24 protein-coding genes and 1 other RNA gene are annotated in these 24,138 nt (G+C 56.3%); 12 read left to right on the top strand and 13 right to left on the bottom strand.

All coding sequences use genetic code 11. From position 1 onward, the window contains the following. Positions 1-26 precede the first annotated feature (26 nt). Positions 27-917 carry an oxygen-dependent coproporphyrinogen oxidase gene (gene hemF / locus ACXLHR_RS10670; protein WP_458791415.1) on the bottom strand — a complete coding sequence of 297 codons (891 nt, stop codon included), beginning with the start codon at positions 915-917 and terminating at the stop codon, positions 27-29. Positions 918-1,015: 98 nt separating this feature from the next. Here hemF and ACXLHR_RS10675 point away from each other — a divergent pair, with 98 nt between their 5' ends. Continuing rightward, entirely contained in the window at positions 1,016-1,399 is a 384-nt protein-coding gene (locus ACXLHR_RS10675; RefSeq protein WP_458791416.1) for a hypothetical protein, read from the top strand. Here ACXLHR_RS10675 and ACXLHR_RS10680 read toward each other — a convergent pair whose 3' ends face one another. From ACXLHR_RS10680 to clpS, 3 genes are read right to left on the bottom strand one after another with little or no spacing between them, the layout of a single operon-like run. Beyond that, on the bottom strand, positions 1,400-2,215 hold the full coding sequence (locus ACXLHR_RS10680; RefSeq protein ID WP_458791417.1) for an SDR family NAD(P)-dependent oxidoreductase: 816 nt from the start codon (positions 2,213-2,215) through the stop codon (positions 1,400-1,402). It abuts the gene before it with no gap. Positions 2,216-2,225: 10 nt separating this feature from the next. Next, the gene (locus ACXLHR_RS10685; RefSeq protein ID WP_458791418.1) at positions 2,226-3,197 is read right to left on the bottom strand and encodes a class I SAM-dependent methyltransferase; all 972 of its coding nucleotides are present in this window, start codon (positions 3,195-3,197) and stop codon (positions 2,226-2,228) included. A 55-nt stretch (positions 3,198-3,252) separates the two neighbouring features. After that, on the bottom strand, positions 3,253-3,594 hold the full coding sequence (gene clpS, locus ACXLHR_RS10690; protein WP_458791419.1) for an ATP-dependent Clp protease adapter ClpS: 342 nt from the start codon (positions 3,592-3,594) through the stop codon (positions 3,253-3,255). A 326-nt stretch (positions 3,595-3,920) separates the two neighbouring features. On the opposite strand from clpS, the gene ACXLHR_RS10695 reads away from it, so the two are divergent. Then, positions 3,921-5,366 (top strand): D-alanyl-D-alanine carboxypeptidase family protein, encoded by a 1,446-nt coding sequence (locus ACXLHR_RS10695; RefSeq protein WP_458792527.1) that lies wholly within the window; start codon positions 3,921-3,923, stop codon positions 5,364-5,366. On the opposite strand, the gene ACXLHR_RS10700 is transcribed toward ACXLHR_RS10695, so the two are convergent. The 5 genes from ACXLHR_RS10700 to ACXLHR_RS10720 form a co-directional block, all read right to left on the bottom strand. After that, positions 5,363-6,958 (bottom strand): ABC transporter ATP-binding protein, encoded by a 1,596-nt coding sequence (locus tag ACXLHR_RS10700; protein WP_458791420.1) that lies wholly within the window; start codon positions 6,956-6,958, stop codon positions 5,363-5,365. The genes ACXLHR_RS10695 and ACXLHR_RS10700 overlap by 4 nt on opposite strands. Then, on the bottom strand, positions 6,955-8,064 hold the full coding sequence (locus ACXLHR_RS10705) for an ABC transporter permease (protein ID WP_458791421.1): 1,110 nt from the start codon (positions 8,062-8,064) through the stop codon (positions 6,955-6,957). Before ACXLHR_RS10705 ends, ACXLHR_RS10700 begins: the two co-directional genes overlap by 4 nt. Continuing rightward, on the bottom strand, positions 8,064-9,137 hold the full coding sequence (locus tag ACXLHR_RS10710) for a microcin C ABC transporter permease YejB (RefSeq protein ID WP_458791422.1): 1,074 nt from the start codon (positions 9,135-9,137) through the stop codon (positions 8,064-8,066). The genes ACXLHR_RS10705 and ACXLHR_RS10710 overlap by 1 nt, the downstream gene beginning before the upstream one ends. Positions 9,138-9,170: 33 nt before the next feature. After that, a complete protein-coding gene (locus tag ACXLHR_RS10715) occupies positions 9,171-11,087 on the bottom strand; it encodes an extracellular solute-binding protein (RefSeq protein ID WP_458791423.1) in 1,917 nt (638 codons plus the stop codon). A 153-nt stretch (positions 11,088-11,240) separates the two neighbouring features. Further along, complete coding sequence (locus ACXLHR_RS10720; protein WP_458791424.1) at positions 11,241-11,774, bottom strand: c-type cytochrome; 534 nt, start codon at positions 11,772-11,774, stop codon at positions 11,241-11,243. A 108-nt stretch (positions 11,775-11,882) separates the two neighbouring features. Between ACXLHR_RS10720 and ACXLHR_RS10725 the strand changes: the two genes are divergently transcribed. Then, positions 11,883-12,722: a prephenate dehydratase gene (locus tag ACXLHR_RS10725; RefSeq protein ID WP_458791425.1), complete on the top strand. Its 840-nt coding sequence runs from the start codon at positions 11,883-11,885 to the stop codon at positions 12,720-12,722. On the opposite strand, the gene ACXLHR_RS10730 is transcribed toward ACXLHR_RS10725, so the two are convergent. Both ACXLHR_RS10730 and nudC read right to left on the bottom strand, forming a co-directional pair. After that, complete coding sequence (locus tag ACXLHR_RS10730) at positions 12,719-13,186, bottom strand: SRPBCC family protein (protein WP_458791426.1); 468 nt, start codon at positions 13,184-13,186, stop codon at positions 12,719-12,721. The two genes, ACXLHR_RS10725 and ACXLHR_RS10730, sit on opposite strands and share 4 nt — an antisense overlap. A 51-nt stretch (positions 13,187-13,237) precedes the next feature. Beyond that, the gene (gene nudC, locus ACXLHR_RS10735; protein WP_458791427.1) at positions 13,238-14,188 is read right to left on the bottom strand and encodes an NAD(+) diphosphatase; all 951 of its coding nucleotides are present in this window, start codon (positions 14,186-14,188) and stop codon (positions 13,238-13,240) included. A gap of 197 nt (positions 14,189-14,385) precedes the next feature. Here nudC and ACXLHR_RS10740 point away from each other — a divergent pair, with 197 nt between their 5' ends. The 3 genes from ACXLHR_RS10740 to rsgA all read left to right on the top strand — a co-directional run bounded on the left by ACXLHR_RS10740 (position 14,386) and on the right by rsgA (position 15,851). Further along, positions 14,386-14,529: a hypothetical protein gene (locus tag ACXLHR_RS10740; protein ID WP_458791428.1), complete on the top strand. Its 144-nt coding sequence runs from the start codon at positions 14,386-14,388 to the stop codon at positions 14,527-14,529. A 39-nt stretch (positions 14,530-14,568) separates the two neighbouring features. Then, positions 14,569-14,667: signal recognition particle sRNA small type (ffs, locus tag ACXLHR_RS10745), an RNA gene on the top strand. A gap of 152 nt (positions 14,668-14,819) precedes the next feature. After that, the gene (gene rsgA, locus ACXLHR_RS10750) at positions 14,820-15,851 is read left to right on the top strand and encodes a ribosome small subunit-dependent GTPase A (RefSeq protein WP_458791429.1); all 1,032 of its coding nucleotides are present in this window, start codon (positions 14,820-14,822) and stop codon (positions 15,849-15,851) included. Positions 15,852-15,853: 2 nt separating this feature from the next. Here the strand turns inward: rsgA and ACXLHR_RS10755 are convergent, their stop codons facing one another. Continuing rightward, positions 15,854-15,988, bottom strand: coding sequence for a hypothetical protein (locus ACXLHR_RS10755; RefSeq protein WP_458791430.1), 135 nt, complete (start codon positions 15,986-15,988; stop codon positions 15,854-15,856). Then, entirely contained in the window at positions 15,988-16,491 is a 504-nt protein-coding gene (locus tag ACXLHR_RS10760; RefSeq protein WP_458791431.1) for a DUF6502 family protein, read from the bottom strand. Before ACXLHR_RS10760 ends, ACXLHR_RS10755 begins: the two co-directional genes overlap by 1 nt. A gap of 92 nt (positions 16,492-16,583) precedes the next feature. Between ACXLHR_RS10760 and ACXLHR_RS10765 the strand changes: the two genes are divergently transcribed. From ACXLHR_RS10765 to ACXLHR_RS10790, 6 genes are all read left to right on the top strand, one after another. After that, a complete protein-coding gene (locus tag ACXLHR_RS10765) occupies positions 16,584-16,778 on the top strand; it encodes a hypothetical protein (RefSeq protein WP_458791432.1) in 195 nt (64 codons plus the stop codon). 80 nt (positions 16,779-16,858) lie between these two features. After that, a complete protein-coding gene (locus tag ACXLHR_RS10770; RefSeq protein ID WP_458791433.1) occupies positions 16,859-18,607 on the top strand; it encodes a DNA polymerase III subunit gamma/tau in 1,749 nt (582 codons plus the stop codon). A gap of 81 nt (positions 18,608-18,688) precedes the next feature. Continuing rightward, positions 18,689-19,033 carry a YbaB/EbfC family nucleoid-associated protein gene (locus ACXLHR_RS10775; RefSeq protein WP_458791434.1) on the top strand — a complete coding sequence of 115 codons (345 nt, stop codon included), beginning with the start codon at positions 18,689-18,691 and terminating at the stop codon, positions 19,031-19,033. A gap of 83 nt (positions 19,034-19,116) precedes the next feature. Then, positions 19,117-19,710 (top strand): recombination mediator RecR, encoded by a 594-nt coding sequence (gene recR, locus ACXLHR_RS10780; protein WP_458791435.1) that lies wholly within the window; start codon positions 19,117-19,119, stop codon positions 19,708-19,710. A gap of 121 nt (positions 19,711-19,831) precedes the next feature. Then, entirely contained in the window at positions 19,832-20,962 is a 1,131-nt protein-coding gene (locus ACXLHR_RS10785; protein WP_458791436.1) for an efflux RND transporter periplasmic adaptor subunit, read from the top strand. After that, the gene (locus ACXLHR_RS10790) at positions 20,959-24,132 is read left to right on the top strand and encodes an efflux RND transporter permease subunit (RefSeq protein WP_458791437.1); all 3,174 of its coding nucleotides are present in this window, start codon (positions 20,959-20,961) and stop codon (positions 24,130-24,132) included. The genes ACXLHR_RS10785 and ACXLHR_RS10790 overlap by 4 nt, the downstream gene beginning before the upstream one ends. The last annotated feature ends 6 nt before the right edge of the window (positions 24,133-24,138 follow it).

Genomic DNA, 24,138 nt, shown 5'->3' on the forward strand with positions numbered 1-24,138 from the left:
GGGGGCTAGCCCCCCTTCCCCCTCGCTCAAACCCATTTGGCCATTGGCGGAAGCGACATCAGCACGGCGTTTGCGTCGTGGCCTGTGGTGAGGCCGAATTTTGTACCGCGATCATACACGAGGTTGTATTCGGCGTAGAGGCCGCGGTGGATCAGCTGTGCGTCCTTGTCGGCCTCGCTCCAGATGGTGTTGCGGCGTTTATCCACAAGTGGAACGTAGGCAGGCAGAAACGCGCGGCCGATGTCTTGGGTCAGGGCAAAATCTGCGTCCCAATCGCCTGTGCAGTGGTCGTCCATAAAAATACCGCCAACGCCGCGTGCGCGGTTACGGTGCGGGATGTAAAAGTATTCGTCGGCCCAGTCTTTCAGCCGTGGGTAAAGGTCGGCGCCGTGTGGGTCGAGGTGGACCTTTTGGGTATTGTGGAAGGCGGTGGTGTCGTCGCTGTATTCGATGCAAGGGTTCAAATCAGAGCCGCCGCCGAACCACCATGCATGGGGGGTCCAGAACATCCGCGTGTTCATGTGAACGGCGGGGGCGTGCGGGTTTTGCATATGAGCGACCAGAGAAATGCCCGAGGCCCAAAAGCGCGGATCGCTTTGCATGCCAGGCACACCGCGCGCGGCCATTGCTTTTTGCGCGGCATCGCCGAGCTGTCCATAGACGGTTGAGATGTTCACGCCGACTTTTTCAAAGACACGTCCGCCGCGCATGACCGACATCAAGCCACCACCTGCGTCGGAACCGTCGTCGGACGTGCGAGAGGTTTTTGTCACTTCGAACCGCCCTGCGGGAAGGTCTGCAGTCGGGCCGGCGGTTTGGCGGTCTTCTAACGCTTCAAACGCACCAACGATTTCGTCGCGCAGAGTTTTGAACCATGACGAGGCTACATCTTTTTGCTGTTCCATTGCGTCCGACATCTGTGCCTCTTCCTTTGATATTGTATAACATGGTCCGTTGGATCATGATTAACTTAGCACCATAGCTGAACACGAAGATCAATACTGGAGTCCGGATTATGCGATTTGTCACACTTGCCTTGCTGCCGATTCTCGCTGCCTGCGCCACGCCGCGCGAGGCCTGTCTAGCCTCCGTTTCTAATGAACAACGTGTGGTACAGGCCCTGATCGTCGAGACACGCGGGAACCTTGCGCGCGGCTACGCGGTCGAGACCGAGCAAAGGGTCCGAAAGGTACCGTCGCGGTGCAGTTCCAAACTGCCTGACGGGACCGTTGTACGGATCCGGTGTTCGGATGTCGTGGTGCGCGACGTGACTGTTCCTGTCGCGGTTGACCTGAATGCAGAGCGCGCCAAGCTGGTGTCGTTGGAGGAGCGTCAGCAGCAGATGCTATCCAACGCGAACTCCGCGCGCGCGCAGTGCATTGCCACCTATCCTGAATAATTAATGCGCTGACACGGCGGCGGGATCAATCAAGGTGCGGCCGCCGTCGACAGTGATGATCTGTCCTGTAACAAATCCCGCAGCGTCACTTGCCAGATATTGCACGGCGTCCGAGACCTCGCTCGCGCTCGCGATCCGGTGCAATGGTGTGCTGTCAATAATGCAATCGCGCAGATCGTCGTCGGCTTGCATCGACCCTTTCAGGCTTGCGCTCATCACAGAGCCAAAGGCCACCGAGTTCACGCGAATCCGCTTTGATGCCAAGGCCACAGCCAGCGAGCGGGTCATTTGATCCAATGCGGCGCAGCTGACCGAATAGGCCAATAGGTCGGGGTGCGTGCGCCGTGCTGCAATTGACGAGATGTTGACGATCGAGCCGATGGGTCCGGCGGGTTCATCTTCGCTAGGTTTGCCTGCTTGTTTGATCATGCGCCGCGCGACCGCCTGACTAAGGCGCAGGCCCGCAATCAGGTTCTGCTGCAAAAGTTCTTCGAGCGAATTGTCATTGGCAGATAACGCATCGGTTGGCAGGATCTGCCGCGCCGCGTTGACCAGAATATCGACACGGTCAAAGGCGTCCACTGTGGCCGAGAGCAGGTTTGCAATTGTCAGTTTTTTGCGCAAATCACCGGCAAAAATCAGCACGTTTTCTTCATTTTCGGCGAGGTCGCCCAATTCACGTTGCAGCGCCTCTTCATCCATATCCGCAAAGACGACCTTTGCCCCCTGAGCAAGAAAGTGCCGTCCGATAGCGAGCCCGACACCGTTTGCGGCCCCTGTAACAATCGTGGTCTTGCCAGAAATCGAAAATGACATTGTTCTTCTCCTAACGGGTCGGACGGGTGGCGTGGAACACTTTGAACGCAGCAGAGCCTGCAATTTCATCGACGTTACGGAAGTGATCCCGCAAAGCTTGTTCATAAGGCAAGTGCCGGTTTGCGACCATCCAAAGTTTGCCGTGTGACGCAAGGACACGTGAGGCTGCTGCAATGAAGGCGCGGCCAACCTGCGGCTCGGCTGCGCGACCTGTGTGGAATGGCGGGTTCATGACGACCCCGTCGTAACCGGTTTTTGGCTTGAAGGCTGTCGCGTCGCCCCAGTGGAAAGTGACCCGTGTATCGTCGACGTTCAGGCGGGCGCAATCAATCGAGAGTGCTTCTGCCTCGATCAAATCAAGCGATTGCACGCCGGACCGCGCCAGAACCGGTGCGGCAAGATAGCCCCAGCCAGCCCCGAGGTCGGCCATGCGCGCGGGTAGTTTTTCGGGTAGGTTATCGGCCAAGAGCAGCGAACCTTTGTCCACTGCCCCGTCAGAGAACACGCCTGCGGTCGTGTAGTAGCCATGCGCGCCTTTAGCGGGCGGCGGTGCGATCCAGTCGGCAAAGGCATTGGTGCCGGAAAACCAGAAAATCCGCCCGTGCCCTTTGGTGATCGACGGGATTGTCCCGATGCGTTTGCGGCAATCCTTGAACAGACCGTCGACGCCGTCGGTTTTTTGCCCGTCAACGATCACAATCTGCGCCCAAGATGCGGCTTGAGCGACAAGCGACCGTGCCAGCGTTTTGGAGCGCGGCACAACGACAATGGCGACAGTTGCTGGTTCGGGACGCCCGGTCACGACATAGCCCGCGTCGTTCCAGCTGGCGAAATCAGGATAGAAGCCCTGGCTGATCATCACATCGTCGCGGTTCAACGCGGCAACATCGTAATCGGCAGGTGGGCGGATCAGCGTGATTTTGCCTGCGGGCAAGATCAAAGCGCCATCAATGATGGCAGTGGTGAGACGTGAATTTGACATGGGGTCCTAACCGGATAGCCTTTGGCTATTCTTTTTCCGTAACGAATAGCTCGCGCTATTCCTTTTCCATCGTGCATTGCAGCGGATGCTGGTGACGTTGCGCGTAGTCGAGGACCTGCGCGACTTTGGTTTCCGCGATTTCGTGGCTGTAGACACCCACAACGGCGAGGCCTTTTTTGTGAACTTCCAGCATCAATTCGAATGATTGGGCGTGTGACATGCCAAAGAACTTTTCCAGCACCATCACAACAAATTCCATCGGTGTGAAATCGTCATTCAGGATCAACACCTTATACATCGGCGGTCGTTTCGTCTTGGGTTTCGTCGACAGAGCAACGCCAACGTCACCGTCGTCGTCATCCGTTTTGTCCGCCATCATGTAAAAGTAAGCTAGCATCACCGTATCCCAATTGGATTTGCCTATATATAGACCACACAGCGCGAGTTAAAACCCCTCGGGGGAGGCTTCGGTAAATTGCGATTCTGACGTGCAAATTTCGCCACATTCCTGCCACAATCGCCGATATAGGGTCCTGTCGCGCATCAAGCCCCACATCTGCCCATGACACATGTGAACGTCACATTGAAAGTCTTTGAAATTAGGGTATTTTCCGAGAATAAGCTTTGTGCTACCTTGATGGCAATTCAAAGGCACCTGAAACAAATTCGGGGTCAGAGGCAGTAAAAATCGAGGCAATCGACGTGAAAAAACGTTCAGGACCAATGGCCCTCAGGTGGGTATTTTTGTGCATTTGTTTGGCAGGCGTATCCTTTGCGGGATCAAAGAGCCATGCGGCACCCTATGCAGCACTTGTGATGGACGCACGCACCGGCGAGGTTTTACATGCGCGTAATGCCGATACACGGTTGCATCCTGCATCACTGACCAAAATGATGACGCTCTATATTGCGTTTCAGGCCATCCAGCGCGGGGAAATCACGCTAGATACCGAGGTGCGAGTCACAGCGAATGCCGCGTCAGAACCGCCTTCTAAATTGGGGCTGCGCAGCGGGCAAACCATCAAAATGCGTTATTTATTGCGCGCTGCTGCGGTGAAATCGGCCAATGATGCAGCGACAGCCATTGGCGAGGCGATTTCGGGGTCAGAGGAAGAATTTGCAGTCCGCATGAACCGCACCGCTAAGGCGATGGGCATGAACGACACCACATTTCTTAATGCGAATGGCCTGACGCAGAGCGGGCATTTGTCGACTGCTCGGGATATGTCGGTGCTTGGCCGCCACGTGATTTATGATTACCCGCAGTATTATAACCTGTTTTCGCGCCGCACTGCGGATGCGGGCATTGCCGAAGTACGTCACACGAATCGTCGTTGGCTGGACAGCTACGAAGGTGGAGACGGGATCAAGACAGGGTTTACCAACGCGGCAGGATTTAACCTTGTGGCCTCTGCACAGCGCGGCAACGAGCGGATTATTGCCACCGTTTTCGGCGGCACTTCGACGGCTGCGCGTAATGCGCAAATCACCGAATTGATGGATTTAGGATTTAACCGCGCACCATCACGCGCGACGATTGACCGCCCTGATTTGATTGCCTCCGCTGATCCCGAGATTGTGCAAGGCAATTCGCGCCCCGCAACCAATGGCGGAGCGGGCAAAACCGTGCGCGTCACAGGCAGTATTTCGCAAAGTCCGCGTCCGCAGCAGCGACCAACGCCCGAACCCGAAGTGTTGTTGGCTGTGAATACCGATGTGATTAATTCCGCCTTGGCCGAGGCCGTCGGCTCGGCGGTAGTCGCCAGTGCACCGGCACCGACAGAGGCCCAGGATGCCGTTGCTTTGGCGCTTGCGACCGCGGATCTTGCGCCGCAGTCGCGCCCGACAAACCTTGTGACAGCCTCGGCTGATATCCCTGTTGTGGCAGAGCCGGAGCCTGAAATTGTCACCCGCATTTCCACCTCTGGCGGGCGGCAATGGGGCGTTAATGTTGGCCGCTACGGCTCTCGTTACGAGGCAGAGCGCGTATTGTTGCGCGTTGCCCTGAACGAGATGAGCACGCTGGACGGATCGCTGCGTAAAGTGGTGAGCAATGCGCGTGGATTTGATGCGAATTTCATGGGGTTAAGCCGTGAAACAGCCGATCTTGCCTGCCGTCGTTTGACCGCGCGTGGCACGCCTTGTTTCATGATCGGCTCTGAGGGCTAAAGCGTCCGCCCTTCAAAGGCTGCGGCCATGAGGGCGCGGGTGTACGTGGTTTTGGGCGCGTCGAAAATATCGGCAGCGCTTCCAGCCTCGACCACGTCGCCCTGTTTCATCACCATCACCTTGTGGGACAGTGCGCGCACAACTTTCAGGTCGTGGCTGATGAACAGGTAGGCAAGTCCGTATTTGACCTGTAGGTCACGCAAAAGTTGCACAATTTGCACTTGCACGGTCATGTCGAGAGCAGATGTAGGCTCGTCGAGGACCAGTAGTTTTGGACGCAGGATCATGGCGCGCGCTATGGCGATGCGTTGCCGTTGGCCGCCCGAAAATTCGTGTGGGTAGCGGTCCATCAAGGACGGCTCAAGGCCGACTTCCAGCATGATTTCACCGACCATGTCACGGCGGTTTTTACCGGGCGCAAGTCCGTGGATTGCCAGTCCTTCGGCAATGATTTCAGCCACGGTCATGCGCGGGGAAAGTGAGCCGTAGGGGTCTTGGAACACGATTTGCATGTCGCCGCGCAGGGGCCGCATTTGGCTGGGGGTGAGCGCGTGGATGTCGGCGCCGATGAAGGCGATGTGTCCTTCGGAGCGGATCAACCGCATGATGGCCAGTGCCAGAGTGGTTTTGCCAGAGCCACTTTCGCCGACGATGCCTAATGTCTCCCCTGCCCTGACGTGCAGGGTTGCATCGTTGACGGCTTTCACATGGCCGACGGTGCGTTTGAGAAAGCCAGCGTGGATCGGGAACCAGATTTTCAGGTTTTTGGTTTCCACGATAGTTGCGGCGTCATCAGGCACAATCGCGGGGACGCCCGTGGATTCGGCGGCGAGCAGGGTTTGGGTGTAGGGGTGCTGGGGGTTGGCGAAAATTTCGGCGGTCGGCCCCTGTTCGACGATCTCGCCGTCTTTCATCACGCAGACACGGTCGGCGATTTTGCGCACGATGGTCAGATCGTGGGTGATGAACAGCATCGACATGCCGACGTCACGTTTGAGATCACTCAGCAGATCGAGGATTTGCGCTTGGATGGTCACGTCGAGGGCGGTTGTCGGCTCATCCGCGATCAACAGTTCGGGGCCGTTTGCGAGGGCCATGGCGATCATGACGCGCTGGCGTTGCCCGCCAGACAGTTGGTGCGGGTAGGCGCCGAGGCGAGAGGCGGCGTCGCGGATGCCGACCTGGTTCAGCAGTTCGATAATTTTGTCGGCGACGGCGGGGCCGCGCAAACCTTGATGCAGCTCAATACTCTCGCGCAGTTGCCGCTCAATTGTGTGTAGCGGGTTTAATGACGTCATCGGTTCCTGGAAAATGAAACTGATATCGTTGCCGCGCACGGCGCGCAAATCACGCTCGGATGCGCCGATCATTTCTGTGCCTGCGTAGGTGATCGAGCCTGTGGCATTGGCGCTATCGGTCAGAAGTTGCACAGTCGAGAGGGCTGTGACGGATTTGCCAGAGCCGCTTTCGCCGACCAAGGCCACGGTCTCGCCTTTGTCGACGTGGAAGGTGACGCCGCGCACAGCGTGGGTTGTTTCACCGTCTTGGCGGAAGCTGACGTTGAGATTTTCAACATTCAGGATGCGGGTCATGAGAACGTCTTTCTGGGGTCAAACGCGTCGCGCACACCTTCAAAGACAAACACCAGCAGCGAGAGCATGATCGCGAATGTGAAGAAGGCGGTGAAGGCGAGCCATGGCGCTTGCAGGTTTTGTTTGGCTTGTAGGGTGAGTTCGCCCAAGGACGGGGCCGAGGATGGCAGGCCAAAGCCCAAGAAATCGAGCGAGGCCAAGCCGCCGATGGCCCCTGTGATCAGGAACGGCAGCATGGTGACGGTTGCAACCATCGCGTTTGGCAGCATGTGGCGGAACATGATCACGCGGTCCGAAACGCCGAGCGCCTTTGCGGCGCGGACGTATTCGAGGTTGCGCGCGCGCAGGAATTCGGCCCGCACCACGCCCACGAGGGATGGCCAGCCGAACAAGATGGTGAGGAAAACTAGCAGCCAGAAACTTCGCCCGACAATCGCGAACACGATGATGATCACATAAAGCGAGGGCATGCCTGTCCAGATCTCGATGAAGCGTTGGAAGACAAGATCGGTCCAGCCGCCGAAGTACCCTTGGATTGCGCCAGCGACGACGCCGATGAGAGAGGCGCCAGTGGTCACGATCAGTGCAAAGACGATGGAGAGCCTGAAGCCATAGATGATGCGGGCGACAACATCACGTTTGGTGTCATCAGTGCCGAGCCAGTTTGTTTCCGAGGGTGGTGCGGGGGCGACGCCAGCAACGTCGACGATTGTGTCGTAGGCGTAGGGGATGACGGGCCAGAGCATCCAGCCGGCCTGAAAACCTTCGATATCGATGGTATCACCGTTTGCGACCGCTGCGATCAGATCGTCGGGGGTGTCAAAGCAATCGGTAAGGCCCCCTGTCACGATCAGGCATTGCACTTCGGGGTCGGAATATCCTGCCTCTGTCGGGAAGTCGCCGCCAAAGTCGGTTTCCGCGTAAAACGAGATGACAGGCATGCGTAACTCGCCCCGGTAGGACACCAAGATGGGTTTATCGTTGGCAATAAACTCAGCGAAGAGGGACAGACCAAACAGAATTCCGAAAATCCAGAGCGACCAGACAGCCCGCCTGTTGCGTTGAAAATTGCGCCAGCGGCGTTGGTTAAGGGGGGATAAGCGCATTAGCCGCGTGCCTCGAAATCAATACGGGGGTCGATGAAAACATAGGTCAGATCGGTGATGATGCCGATGACGAGACCCATGAGAGAGAATGCAAAAAGTGTTCCGAAAACAACGGGGTAATCGCGGGCGACTGCGGCCTCGAAACCAAGGCGGCCCAAGCCGTCGAGGCTGAACAAAGTTTCGATAATCAGCGAGCCGCCGAAGAAGACCCCGATAAACAGAGCAGGGAAGCCTGAGATCACGATCAGCATCGCGTTACGGAAGACGTGACCATAAAGGACGCGGCGCTCGGTCAGGCCTTTGGCTTTCGCGGTCATGACATATTGTTTTTTGATCTCGTCGAGGAAACTGTTTTTGGTAAGCAAAGTAAGTGTTGCGAAGGCAGAGATGGTTGAGGCCAGCACCGGCAAAGTGATGTGCCAGAGGTAGTCGAGAACCTTGCCTGCGAGTGTCAGGTCGGCGAAGTTGTCCGAGGTGAGGCCGCGCAGGGGAAAGAACCGCCAGAACGAGCCGCCTGCGAACAGGACGATCAGCAAGATTGCAAACAGGAACCCCGGGATCGCGTAGCCGACGATGATAGCACCCGATGTCCATGTGTCGAATTTCGAGCCGTCGCGCACCGCTTTTTTGATGCCGAGCGGGATCGAGATCATATAGGCGATCAAGGTCGACCAGAGGCCAAGCGTGATTGAGACGGGCATCTTTTCGAGAATCAGATCAACCACAGAGATCGAGCGAAAATAACTGTCGCCAAAATCAAAGCGCATGTAGTTCCACATCATTGTCAGAAACCGCTCTAACGGGGGTTTGTCGAAACCAAATTCGCGTTCTAATTCTGCGATAAAGTCAGCCGGCAAGCCACGCGCGCCGATGTAGTCATCGCTGGCCCCTTCCATGATTTCGCTACCGCCGCCTGCGATACCTTCAAACACGTCACCGCCGCCTTCCATTTTGGCAATGATTTGCTCGATCGGGCCACCGGGGACAAATTGTGTCAGCACAAAGTTAATGATCATGATGCCCAACAACGTGGGGATCACAAGCAGCAGCCTGCGCAGGATATATGCGGCCATGAGGGGTCCTTGTCTGTCGTTACCTGATCTTGCTTACTGGAACGCGCCCGCGCTTTTCAACGCGGCTGCGGCATCGGCGTCATACCACCAGAAATCCAGTTCCCCCAGCGCAAAGGGTGGCAGATTTTCAGGATAACGGTATTGGTCAAAATAAGCGATGGTGTGTTTGTCGTTGAACCATTGGGGAATCCAGAAACCTTGGGCGCGCAAAACGCGGTCCATAGCGCGTGATGCAGTCTGGATATCGGTCAACCCTTCGGCAGTGACCACGGCGTCAATCATCCGGTCCACAGCGGGACTGCGCAGGCGCATGATATTGCGCGAGCTATCGTCCGCCGCCTCTGATCCGAACCATTGGCGAAGCTGTTGGCCGGGCTCAAAGCTTTGGGTCATTGTATGGTTCACCAGATCAAAATCGCCGGTGCGGCGGCGTTCGATATATTGCGAGGTGTCTACGCGGTCGAGTTTTGCGTTCACGCCTAGCCGCGTCAGGTTCTCGATCATCGGGTTCACGATGCGGTCAAATTGCGGCGAGAAGTTCAGGAAAACAGCGTCGAGGGTCTGGCCGTCCTTGCGGCGCACTCCGTCGCTGCCAGCGATCCAGCCTGCGTCATCAAGCAAGGCAGAGGCCGCGCGCAGGTTGGCGCGGTCCAGTGGACGGTTTGTGGTGGATGAGGTTGGTGCTGTGACGGCCTCGTCGGTCAGGATGGTTTCGGGCAGCAATCCTTCATCGACCAAGGGTTGCAGGATCGCGATTTCGCCTTCGGATGGCATGCCTTTTGCCTCAAGGTCGGAGTTTTGCCAGAACGAATTGACCCGCGCGTAAAGCCCGTAAAACAGGGTCTCGTTGGACCATTCAAAATTGAACATCAGGCCAATGGCTTCGCGCACACGCGCATCTTGCCATTGTGGGCGGTCGAGGTTGAAAACAAAGGCTTGCGCCGATCCGATTGACCCGTCGGCCAGCTCTTCTTTTTTGACCCAGCCTTTTTCAAGTGCCGGGAAATTGTAGCCGGTTGCCCATTCCTTTGAGCTGCTCTCGGTGCGGAAGGTATAGGCGCCTGATTTGAAAGCCTCGAAGGCGGCAGAGCTGTCGGCGAAATACTCGACACGGATCGTCTCGAAATTGTTGCGCCCGATGTTCATTGGCTGGTCTGTGCCCCACCAGTTCGGGTCTTTGCGGTAGATGATTTGCCGACCGATATCGACGCTATCCAGTAAATAGGGACCTGTCCCCATAAACGGCTCGTTGGTTGATTCGTCCAGACGCGCGCTGGTCTCTTCAAACCACGCTTTTGAAAATGCGCTGGTGCCGCCGACCCAAGTAACCACATCACGGCGCGGCGCGTCCTCGGTGAAAGTGAATTTGATTTTGTAGGGGTCGAGCACTTCGACGCTTTGAATGAACTGCGAATAGACTTCGCGGTATTCGGTGATTCCCTGCTCAAGGTAGGCTTGGAAAGTGAAGGCCAGATCCTCGGCGGTCATGCCTGTGCCGTCGGAAAACGTCACATCGTCGCGCAGGTTGAAGATCACCCAATCGCGGCTTTCGGGGTATTCCATTGTTGTGCACAGATAGCAGTATGCGCCGTAAGCGTCGTCAGCGGTGCCGACCAGAATGCTTTCGTAGCCGATTGTCGCAAGGGCTGCGGGGGTGCCTTTGCGGGTAGACAGGTTAAAGCTGTCAAAGGTGCCTTGCGCCCATTGCGAGATTTCGCCGCCTTTGGGCGCATCAGGGTTCACGTAGTCCAGATGTGCGAAATCGACAGGATATTTGGTGTCGTCGAAGTTGGAATAGCGATGTGTGACCGTGACCGCATCGTGATTATCGGCAAATGCCTGATCTGCCCAGATTGCGCCGCCAACCACCAAGGCGGATGCGCCGAGCCATAGCCGCACCGGTGCTTGCGCTGTTGTCGCGGCGGTTTGTTGTGGCTTTTGGTTTCGCATATCTGACCCCTGTTTAACCTATTGTCACGCTAAAGGGGCAAGGGCGTAACATTCAAGTTGAGATTGCGTGATCAGCCTGTGATCGGGGCAATTGCACAAGAAAAAGGCCGCGTCACTTGCGTGCGCGGCCCCGTCTATTCAATCTGAGGCGAATTAGCCGTCAATGCTATCCAGATACGCGATCAGGTTTGCACGGTCTTCAACTTTTGAAAGACCTTTAAAGGACATTGTTGTGCCAGGTGCAAAATTAGATGGGCTGGTAAGGAACCCGTTCATGTTTTCTGGTGTCCAGACATCAGCAACAAGTTCCAGTGCGCCGGAATAGTTAAAGTCGCTGATAGAATCGACCGGACGTCCGACAACGCCGTAAAGTGAAGGACCGGTGCTGTTCTTGCCTTCTTCGGTAGAGTGGCATGCGCGGCAGTTCCGCCACACACCTTCGCCAGCTGCGGCATCCGCAGATGCCATCACGACCGCAAAGTCGACCTCTGGCTCGGCTTCGGCCTCTGGCGCATCGCCATCAGCCACGGCAATCATATAACCTTGCGCGTGATCGTCACCATGGCCACCGCCACCGTGATAAATCGTCTCGGAGGCCCAGCCACCCAGCAAGAATATCAAGAAGGCACCACAAAGGCCGCCCATAATTTTTGTCATCGTCATAGTGTCGAACATGTCGCGTTCCATTCCGTTCGCAGTTTTGTAGCTATCTATCCGCTTCACACCCTTGGTTGCAAGGTATAGTCCCGCGACGAATTGCCCATTCTTACATCATCTAACGGAACTGGACGCACAATGCCGCAAAAAATCGCATTTCAAGGTGAATTAGGTGCCTATGGACATCAAGCTTGTGTTGATGCCCGCCCCGATTTTGAACCTTTGCCCTGTGAAACCTTTGATGACGCCATTGATTCTGTGCGTAGCGGTGCCGCCGATCTGGGGATGATTGCGGTTGAGAACTCTACTTACGGGCGCGTGGCGGATGTACATTCGCTGTTGCCACAAAGCGGTTTACATATTGTGGATGAGAGTTTTGTGCGGGTGCACGTGAACCTTTTGGGCAAATCGGGATCCACGTTGACAGGTATCCGGCACGCCTTTGGACATCCGGTTATTTTGCCCCAATGCGGGAAGTTTTTGCGCAAACACACGATTACCCCACATGCGACCTCTGACAATGCGCGTGCGGCGCGAGAAGTTGCACAGGGTGATGATATGAGTGCGGCGGCGCTGGCGTCCGAATTGGCTGCCGAGATTTACGGGCTGGATGTATTGGCCCGCCACATCGAGGACAGTGACCGGAACACCACGCGATTTTTGGTCATGGCCCGCGATCCCGATCACGCGCGGCGTGGCGAATACGGCATGATGACCAGTTTTGTGTTCCGTGTACGCAACATTCCTGCGGCACTATATAAGGCGATGGGCGGATTTGCGACCAACAGTGTGAACATGACCAAACTGGAAAGCTATATGGTTGACGGGCATTTCACGGCAACGCAATTCTACGCGGAAATCGAAGGGCATCCTGACGATAGGAACGTGCAACTGGCGCTAGAGGAATTGGGGTATTTCACCGACCATCTACAATTGATGGGGGTATATCCCGCAGATCCGCGCAGGTTAGAGCGCTAAACCCGTTTTCCGTGGCTGTCTTCGATATCCGTCGCAAAGTCGGACACGCGCAGCTTGAATTTGCGGGTCAGATTGGTTTTTGCCAGCTTGAGCGATTGCAATAACAAACGCGCCGACAGGCCCTTGGGCGTCAGGTCAATGATCACGGACAGGCGGGTACGGTTGCGCGACAATGCAACAAGTTCGATCAGCGTTTCACCTTCGATCCCGTTGGCGCTCGTCTGTATCGTTAACACTGTTGGCTGGTCCAGACGCGCAATCGTGGCTTTCATTTTGCGGTCCTTGCCGCGAAATTTAAAGCCGATATCCCAAGCGGAGCCCTGCTGGATCACCGCCGACGGATCAACGCGCTGCACGTCAGCCCCACGGCGCAATGCTTGACGCTCGAAGCCGTTAAAATCCGTAATCCGCGAAAAAACATAGTCAATCGGGGCTTCAATATCTTCGCGTGTGCTGAATTTCATCGTGATCTTGCCTTAAGTTTGCGTCTAAGCGCCGCCGCTTTACGACCTAAGTTAGTCCAACCTGTCCGCGAGCCAGTTTTCCAGAAGAAAATGCGCGATGGCCCCTTTTCGGGCAGGTTTTATCAACGGGTGTTGCCCCGCGAAAACAGACGCCATGTCCTCGCGCGTGACCCATAGCGCATCTTCAATCTCTAGCGGGTCCACGTTGATGTCCTTACTGGTGGCTACGCCCGCACAGCCTAGCATCAGAGACGCGGGAAAAGGCCACGGCTGACTAGCGAGATATGACACTTGTCCTACATGCACACCGGCCTCTTCAAATACCTCGCGGCGCACTGCCGCTTCGATCGTTTCACCCGGCTCGACAAAACCCGCTAGCAGGGAATACATGCCATCGGGCCAACCCGGCGAGCGTCCCATCAGCACAGAATTACCCAATGTGATTAACATAATGACAACAGGATCGGTGCGCGGGAAATGGTGCCCGCCGCATGTTGCGCAGTCGCGTTGCCAGCCGGCCATTGCGATCTGGCTCGGCGCGCCGCATTTGGCGCAAAATCTGTGGCTGCGGTGCCATTCAAGAATCGCTTTACCGGTGGCTGCCACCTCTGCATCGCGCGGGGTCAGCTGTGTCATGATCGTCCGGATCTCGGCAAAGCCCGCATCGGGAGCTGTCGGGTGGACCTGCCGCGAATCATCCACAAAGCCCCGAGGCGCATCAGCATCAAAACCATCCGGAACCCACGTTGAAATGTCGGCTGCAAACAGCGGTTGATCGCCCTCTTGCCCGAGATAAATCAACTCGGCACGCGCGGATTTCAAGATCGGGTGTTCCATTGCAAGTCGCGCCAGATCATCGCGCGGGGTCACTAAAACCTTGCCACGCCAGAATACGACCACGCGGGCCGCGCTCGAATCTGCAAGACGGTCTGCATCAGGGCGCAAATGCGCCGCGCGGTCCAGACCAGACCCGCCAAAAGTCACTGTTTCTGCAATCAACATGGCACGCAAATGACATGTTCAGAACATGATTTCAAACGGTTCGTCGCCTACCGCATGGTTAATTAAATTTAACGCGTCTGAGCTACATTCGTGAAGTCTGCCACTATTTCATCTTCGCCCCTGCCCCCGAACAGCGCTGCGCTAACGGCACGGTTCCGGATACTAGAAACCACAGATCTTCATATGCAATTGCCGATTTGATCGAAGCGCATCGCAATGGCCCCACCGTCAGCACCTTGCTGTTTGACATGTGCGATTTCCTGCAAGGAAACCCGCGCAGTATTTTAACACGCTGGATCTGGGCGCGTGATGGTTTTGGCATTTTCACTTTGACCCTGTGACCATCTTGCGTGTTCCGGTTTAGCACTCTATATAAAACGTGAGAGGTTGGCGCGGGCGAGTGCCTCGCCAACCTGGTCAGATCCGGAAGGAAGCAGCCACAACGAGCCCCACTTGGGTCGATGTCCAGCCTCTCACCTAACACCCCTCGCATATGGGGTAGCGCGCAGACTGTCATGGAGGATCAAAATGGTTGATTTTGTAACATCCTCGGTAGGGTCGCGCTGATTTTTCCCCGCATCATGGTCATGCTGCTCGCAGGCCTGTCGCGGCGATTTTCGAAAGCGCTGACATGACACCTTTGACGAACGCTGACCTTGGCTGGACTGCGTTTTACAACGCTCAGCTGGACATTGACGAAATTGGCACGGTGACCCCTGCCCGCGTGAATGGTGTGCATCGCACGCGGATTGCAGTTTTGACAGAAAAAGGACCGTTTGATCTGGCGCTTGATACCGGTCTGTCGACGGCAGGCATTGCCGTTGGTGATTGGGTGTTATGCGATCCAGAGGCCGCAAAAATGATCCGCCGTCTGGACCGTATCAGCACGTTGCAGCGCGGGTCCGATTATGTGTTTGGCGACAGGCAATTGATTGCGGCCAACATCGACACGCTGTTTATTACCACGTCCTGCAATGCCGATTTTAATGTCGCAAGGCTGGAAAGGTATCTGGCGCTGGCCCATGACGCCGATATTACCCCTGTTATTTTACTGACCAAAGCCGATCAATCGGGCGACCCTGACGGGTATATTGACCAAGCGAGAGCCTTGGGACGCAATCTGGAAGTTATCGCGCTTGATGCGTTACACGGCGACGTCGCGACGGCGTTGGCACCGTGGATTGGCAAGGGGCAGACCGTTGCAATGGCGGGGTCTTCGGGGGTTGGGAAAACCACCTTGGCCAATGCGCTGACGGGCGAGAATTTTCTGACGCAGGGTATTCGCGAGGATGATGCACGCGGGCGGCATACGACGACGGGGCGGTCGTTGCACAGATTGCCGACGGGGGGCTGGTTGATTGATACGCCCGGTATGCGCGGACTTGGAGTTGCGGATGTGTCAGCAGGGATTGCTGCGACATTTCCCGAGATTTCAGAGATTGAGGGCGATTGCCGGTTTCGCAATTGCAAGCACGAGACCGAACCGGGATGTGCGGTGCAGGCGGCGATTGGGTCGGGTGTGATTGATTCCGAGCGATTAAAGCGGTATCAAAAACTGGTTCGCGAGGACACGCAAGCGACTGAAACCATTGCACAAGCGCACGCGCGTTCGCGCAAGTTTGGCAAGGTTGTGAAAGCCGCGATGAAGAAGAAAAACAAGTAGTTTTACATTGCGGCGGGTGCTTGCACACAGGTTCCAGTACCGCCAATGCCGCCGTCGCGCGGACCGTCACAGATGTGATGCGGCGCGGCGCAAGCGGTCAGCGCAAGAAACGCCGCCAAACGTATAATTTTGCGCATCATGTCTCGTCCTCGCTGTAAAAATAGCCGCCTGCCCGAAACCGCATAGTACCTGCCGAAGTGTCCTGCAAACGCGTAGCCCGCGCTGCAATGTCTTGCAAAACTGCCATCTGCTTTTCACGGTAGAGCGCGTCTAATTCGGCCACAGCGGCGGGTGATAATTGGTTAAAATGTGCGGCGCGTTCAAAAAATGGTGCGGGCGATTGCACGGCATTGGCGACCCCCGCGGACAGATAGTCACCCCCATTTGCGGCCAGATAATCAAGCTGGTCCTGCGCGCCTGACAGGGGTTGATATGATCTCGCCAGCAAATGAACTTTCTCGTCGCGCAACTCCACTGTGCCAGCGGCCAGCAGGTGCTCGATGAGTGTGCGCGGGTGCACGTCTTTGCGAATCGTCGCGGCAAGGGAGGCAAACGAATCCGCCCCATTGCGGTCTAGAGGCGCGCCATCAAAATCCGTCACCCAGACGGAAACCAGCCGCGACAAAGGATTGATCGGCACGGGAACCGACGCGGGCAAGGTACGCAAGCGCACGATATCGCGGCGGCCGCGAAGGGAACGGGTTCAACGCCACAGGACGCGCCGGGATACTGATGATGGATGTGCGCAGCGGTTATGTTTATGCAACGACCTCGACCGCTGCGAATGTAGCGGGACTGGGGTCAATACGACGCGGCTGGGGCGACCGTATTCTGAGTGATGCAGCGGCTGCAAAACTCGTGCAAACCGCCCTGCCCGACATCGACGCTATTTTCCAAAACCTCTCTGCGCGCGCTGCATCCAGTTAAGCCCGCCCAAGACGGGTGGACGCGCCGCCTTGCACACCTTACCTTGCACTGTGCCGCCTTTAATACAGATGAAAGTGCCCATGACCGACACCCCCGTCTATCAAGTCCTTGCCCGCAAATACCGCCCCGAGACCTTTGTTGATCTTGTGGGGCAGGATGCGATGGTCCGCACGCTGCGAAACGCTTTTGCGGCGGACCGGATTGCACAGGCGTTTATGATGACGGGTATTCGCGGGACCGGTAAAACCACCACGGCAAGGATCATTGCCAAAGGGATGAATTGCATCGGGCCTGACGGGCAAGGCAAACCGACGACCGACCCGTGCGGCAAGTGCGAGCATTGTGTGGCGATCATGGAAGGTCGTCATGTTGATGTGATGGAGATGGATGCGGCATCCAATACCGGCGTCGCGAACATCCGCGAGATTATTGATTCGGTGCATTATCGCGCAGCGTCGGCCCGCTATAAGATCTATATCATCGATGAGGTTCACATGCTGTCGAAAGGCGCGTTTAACGCCTTGTTGAAAACGCTAGAAGAACCGCCTGCGCATGTGAAGTTCATTTTCGCGACGACCGAGATCAGGCAGGTGCCTGTGACGGTGCTATCGCGCTGTCAGCGGTTTGATTTGCGCCGGATTGAGCCCGAGGTGATGATTGCCTTGTTGCGCAAGATTTCCAATGCCGAGGGTGCCGAGATTTCGGATGATGCGCTGGCGTTGATCACCCGCGCGGCGGAAGGATCGGCACGTGATGCGCAGTCTTTGCTGGATCAGGCGATTAGCCATGGTGCGGGCGAGACCACTGCGGATCAGGTGCGCGCGATGTTGGGATTGGCGGATCGTGGGCGTGTGCTTGATCTGTTTGATATGATCTTGAAGGGTGAGGCCGCAGGGGCGTTGACCGAGTTATCGGGGCAGTATGCGGATGGGGCCGACCCGATGGCAGTGTTACGCGATTTGGCCGAGATCACCCATTGGATCAGTGTGACCAAGATTACCCCTGAGGCATCAGAGGACCCGACGATTAGCCCTGACGAGCGCACGCGCGGGCAAGCAATGGCCGCTGATTTACCGATGCGTGTGTTAAGCCGTATGTGGCAAATGTTGTTGAAATCGCTCGAAGAGGTGGCAATAGCCCCCAATGCGATGATGGCGGCAGAAATGGCCGTGATCCGGCTAACCCATGTGGCGGATTTGCCCTCGCCCGAGGAGTTGGTCAAGAAGCTGGAGCATGCAACGCCGCCTGCCGGTGGCCCTTCTGGTGGCAGGCCTGCCCCAGCATCCGGAGGCACGACAAATGCGATGGGAACGTCACAAACGCCGACGCATAGTGGCCCATCGGGACCATCCGGATCGGCACAGGTTGCGGTGGCACTGGCGACGGATGCATTGGCGCATTACGCAAGGTTTGAAGATGTCGTCACGTTGATCCGCCAACACCGCGATGTAAAGCTGTTGGTAGAAGTCGAGACGGGCCTTCAGCTGGTTAATTATCAGCCTGGGCGGATTGAAGTGAACCCGACGGCAGATGCGGCGGCGGATCTGGTGGGGCGGCTTGGCTCGCGGTTGCAAGCATGGACCGGCAATCGCTGGGCAATCACGGTTGTAAACGAGGGTGGCGCGCCCACAATTGCACAGGTGCGCGACGAGACCGAGAATGCACTGCGCAGCGCTGCCGAAAGCCATCCTTTGGTCAAAGCGGTGATTCACGCGTTTCCAAAGGCCAAAATCACCAAGATCAGTACAGAAGCCGAAAAACAGCACGATGCCTTTGAAGGCGCGCTGCAAGAGGTTGAGGACGAATGGGATCCGTTTGACGAAGATTAAGCACATCTTGTTCACGCCCGTTCAACCCCCTATCTAACAGGCAACACTGGCTAATAGGCGACACTGGAAAAGGATTTCACAATGCTAAAAGGTTTGGGCGGACTTGGCGATATGGCCAAAATGATGAAACAAGCACAAGAAATGCAGGGCAAAATGGCCCAGATGCAAGAAGAGATGAGCAATATCATGGTCGAGGGCGTGTCTGGTGCGGGGCTTGTAAAGGCAACAGCAACCGCCAAAGGCGACCTGAAAGCGCTGGACATTGATCCGTCTATTTTCAACGGCGACGAGAAAGAAGTTGTCGAAGATCTTATTTTGGCAGCCATCAAAGACGCGCAGCAAAAAGCAGCAGAGCGGTCGCAAGCCGAGATGCAGAAAATGGCAGAAGCAATGGGTCTGCCGGCTGGCATGAACCTTCCGTTCTAAATGTTATCATTGCCTTTGATCACACCGGATTTTCTGGAAAATTCGTTAGCCTGCAAATATTTTAGAAAATTTGGTGTGCCGGTATGAACAAAGGCACCGATGATCTTGATCATCTGATTTCACTGCTGGCAAAATTGCCGGGGTTGGGTCCACGTTCGGCCCGCCGCGCGGTTTTGCATCTGATCAAAAAACGCAGCCTTGTGCTGATCCCTCTCGCAGAAGCGATGCACCGTGTGGGTGCCACTGCGCGCGAATGTCTGAACTGCGGCAATGTCGGCACCACTGACATCTGCGACATCTGCACGTCAGAAAAACGCAATATCGGACAGATTTGTGTGGTTGAGGACGTGGCCGACCTTTGGGCAATGGAACGGTCTGGCGTATTCAAAGGCCGCTATCATGTGCTTGGGGGCACGTTATCGGCGCTGGATGCTGTCGGGCCTGATACGTTGCGCATCCCGAAACTGTTCGACAGGATTACCTCCGAGAATATCCACGAGGTCATCCTCGCACTTGGGGCCACCATCGACGGGCATACAACGGCGCATTACATTGCGGATCAGATGCCGGGCATCACCGTGACGTCTCTGGCACAGGGGGTTCCGGTTGGCGGTGAGCTTGACTACCTCGACGATGGAACAATTACGGCCGCGCTCAATGCCCGAAAGGCACTTTGACGCAACGCAACAGCGTAAACTCTCACTTCCTCGGCATTTCCCCTTTTATTGACCGACGAATACCCTAACTACTCGCGCACACCTTACGCAGTTTTTACGCCTGCCCTCCGGAGCATCATATATGACAGACCCCGTTCAACCGCAAAAGCTTGATTTTGACACCGAGCGCGGCGCGTCCCGTTCCAAATGGGTGGCGACGGCCCTTGTTCTGGCAATCGTAGGGTGGATGGGCAGCGGCTATATTTTACCGTCAGCTCAGATCGAAGAAGACGACGCGCGCGATACAATTGAAAAAGTGACTGCCGTTGCTGTTGCCCCCTCGCGATCCGAGACTGTGACCCGCAACTTTATTGCCGAAGGGCAAGCCTTGCCTGACCGCACCACTGATCTGCGCGCCGAAGCGACGGGGCGTATTCTTGAGGTCTTGGTGAACAAAGGCGATCTGGTTGCCGCTGGCGATATCATCGGGCGGTTTGATGTGGCGCAAAACGAGGCCGACCTGAACCGCGCCCAAGAAGAATTGAGCCGCGCACAGCGTGAATTCGACAACTCCGAAGCGCTTGTCGTTCGCGGTGTGGCGACAAATGACCGCTTGGCGCAGGCCCGCGCCACATTGGCCTCTGCGCAGGCGGGTGTGACAGCCGCGCAAACCGCCCTGCAATATAGCGAGATCACCGCGCCGTTTGGCGGCCGCATAGAAACGCTTGACCTGAACGCAGGCGAATTCGTTTCGGCCGGATCCAGCGTCGGGATGGTCGTCGACAACACGCCGCTGACTGTTACGATACAGGTGCCACAACAGTCCCTACGCGATATCAAAGCAGGACAGATCGCTGACGTCAGCTTTATCACAGGTGAACAGTCCAAAGGGACAGTCGCCTTTGTCGGCAGCAATGCAAATAGTGACACGCGCACGTTTCTTGCCGAAATCACCGTCGAGAATACGGACGGTGCCGTGCCTGCTGGCGTCAGTGCCGAAGTCAGCATTCCGATTGGCGAAATCACTGCGCATTTCATCTCGCCTGCGATCCTGTCGCTCGACACGGACGGTACATTAGGGATCAAAACTGTGGATGCCGACAATAAGGTGGTTTTTGCGCCGGTCGTGATCGAGACAGCTAAAACCGATGGTATCTGGATCAGTGGCCTGCCCGATAGCGCCGCGATCATCACCGTTGGCCAAGGCTATGTAAATGACGGTGATGTTGTGAACCCGCAATCGGAAACCGAACTCGCAGAGGCAGGCAAATGAACGGACTGATTGACGCGGCATTTTCTCGCACGCGGGTTGTAGCGTTAATATTCTTTGGAATTTTGATTGTGGGCGCAATTGCCTATGTCAACATCCCCAAAGAAAGCTCGCCTGAAATCTCTATTCCGTTTGCCTATGTGTCTACAGGAATCGACGGCATTTCGCCCGAAGACAGCGAACGCCTGCTTATCGAGCCGCTGGAAACCGAACTGTCGTCGCTGACGGGACTAAAAACCATGACCTCGCACGCGGGTGAAGGTTTTGCCAATGTGCAGCTGGAATTTGAAGCAGGCGGTGACGTAGCAGAGGCGATCGACAAAGTGCGTGAAGCAGTCGACCGCGCCAAGCCGAACCTGCCCGACGATGCCCGCGACCCGACAGTGACCGAGATCAACACAGCGCTGTTTCCGATCTTGAACGTGATCCTGTCCGGCCCTGTGCCTGAACGTACGCTCAACGCGCTGGCGACCGAGTTGCAAGACAAGCTAGAGGGCCTTCCAGGCGTGCTGGAGGTCGGCATCGGCGGCGAGCGCACCGAGCTTTTGGAAATCCTGATCGACCCCACGGTGTTCGAGACCTACAATATCTCGTTTGACGAATTGATCGGGCAAGTCAGCCGGAACAACATGTTGATTGCCGCAGGTGCCATCGAGAGCAGCGCAGGACGTTTGGTGCTGAAGGTTCCGGGCCTGATCGAGTCGATCGATGATGTGATGAACATGCCTGTAAAAGTACGCGGCGATACTGTTGTAACCTTTGCCGAAGTGGCCACGATCCGGCGCACGTTTGAGGATCCGACAAGCTTTGCCCGCATCAACGGCCAACCTGCGCTGGCGCTGGAGATCAAAAAACGCTCGGGCGCCAATGTGATCGATACGGTCGCTGCGGCCAAAGGCGTGATTGCCGCGACGCAGGCCAGCTGGCCCGAGAACGTCGCGATCAACTATATGCAAGACGAAAGTAAGGCGGTTAAATCACTGCTTTCCGACCTGGAGGCGAATGTCATCGCCGCGATCCTTCTGGTTATGATTGTGATCGTCTGGGCCTTGGGCCTGCGGTCTGCGTTTTTGGTTGGCCTTGCTATTCCGGGTGCGTTTTTGACGGGTGTCGCGGCATTATGGTTCATGGGCTATACGATGAATATCATCGTGTTGTTTTCGCTGATCCTTGTGGTGGGGATGTTGGTCGACGGCGCTATTGTGACTGTGGAACTGGCTGACAGGCGCTTGCAAGAAGGCGCCGATCCCAAGACCGCATTTGCCGACGCCGCCAATCGCATGGCATGGCCGATTATTGCCTCGACCTTGACCACACTTTCGGTGTTTTTCCCACTGCTGTTCTGGCAGGGCATGGTTGGCGAATTTATGAAATTCATGCCGATCACAGTGATCCTGACGCTGACCGCATCTTTGTTTATGGCGCTGATCTTTATCCCTGTCACTGGCGGTATTATGGGCAAGCGGCGGCCTCTGTCACAGGTCGACAAGACCACGTTTTACGAGACCGAAATCGGTGATCCGCGTAAATTACGCGGCGGCGCAGGGTTTTATGTACGGCTGTTGAACTGGGCAATTCTGCGACCGGGTGCAACGATCCTGTTTGCTATCGCCATGTTGCTAGGCAGCTTTGGCCTCTACGGCCAATTCGGCAACGGGGTTACATTCTTTCCCGATCAAGAGCCCGATTTCATGCAAGTGCAAGTACGCGCGCGTGATAATTTCTCGATCTTCGAGCGCGACGCTCTGGTGCGATTGGTCGAGGATCGATTGCTGGACGACGGCGATATTCGCAGTGTTTATGCCCAGACCACCGTTGCCAATAACGAAGACGCAGAGGTTATCGGCACCATCCAGTTAGAGCTGCAAGAGTGGGACACACGGCGTACCGCCGCCCAGATTGGCACTGATATTCGCGCGAAAATGTCTGATATCGCGGGCATCGACATTCAGGTCGAAGCGGAGGCAGGGGGCCCTACTTCTGGCAAACCTGTGAACCTGAAAATTATTTCGGATGACCGTATCGCGCAGGTGGAAATTACAAATCAGGTGCTTGAGGAAATGGACAGGATCGGCGGCTTTACCGACGTGACCGATACCCGTCCCCTGCCCGGCGTTGAATGGCGACTGCGCGTCAACCGCACCGAAGCGGCCCGATTTGGCGCTGATGTTTCGCTGCTTGGTCAAGCAGTGCAACTGCTGACGCAAGGGATCACGATTGCCGATTACCGCCCTGAAGATGCGGACGGCTCGGTGGATATCAGGGTCCGTTTTCCCTACTCAGATCGGACGCTGGTCTCGCTGGAAACGCTGCGCGTGCCAACAACGTCGGGACTGGTGCCGATTGCAAACTTTGTCTCGTTTGACCCCTCGCCGCGCACAGGCACGATTAACCGCGTTGACCAAAACCGCGTGGTGACGATCGATTCCAACGTGGCCCCTGATGTTCTGGTTAACGACCAGATCGTGAAATTGCGCCTGGCTATCGAAAACATGGACCTGCCTGACAACGTGACGTGGGAATTTGGCGGCGAAGCCCAAGACCAGCAGGATTCGATGATCTTTCTGATGAGCGCCTTTGTAGCAGCGATTGTTCTGATGTTCGTGATCCTGCTGACGCAGTTCAATAACTTCTACCAATCGTTTGTGGTGATGTCGGCGATCATTTTCTCGATTGCAGGTGTGCTCTTGGGACTAATGGTCACTGGTCGGCCCTTCGGGATTGTTATGGGCGGTATCGGGGTCATTGCGCTGGCAGGGATTGTGGTAAACAACAACATCGTTTTGATCGACACTTACAACGATCTGCGCCGTGAGGGTATGGCCCCCCATGAGGCCGCTTTGCGCACCGGCGCGCAGCGTTTGCGCCCGGTTATGCTGACCTCGATCACAACCGCGCTTGGGCTAATGCCAATGGTCATCGGGGTGAATATCAACTTTTTCAGCCGTGAAATCATCTATGGCGCACCGTCAACGCAGTGGTGGACCGAACTGTCCAGCGCGATTGCTGGCGGATTAACGGTTGCGACCGTACTGACACTGGTCGTGACGCCTGCCATGCTGATCTTTGGCGCAAATATCTCGACCAACAGGGCCGCGCGCAGAGCAAAACGCGACGAAAAACGTGCGATTAAAGCCAGTAGAACTAAAGGCAGCGCGATACCCGCAGAATAAACGAAA

This window comes from Yoonia sp. MH D7 (assembly GCF_054439475.1).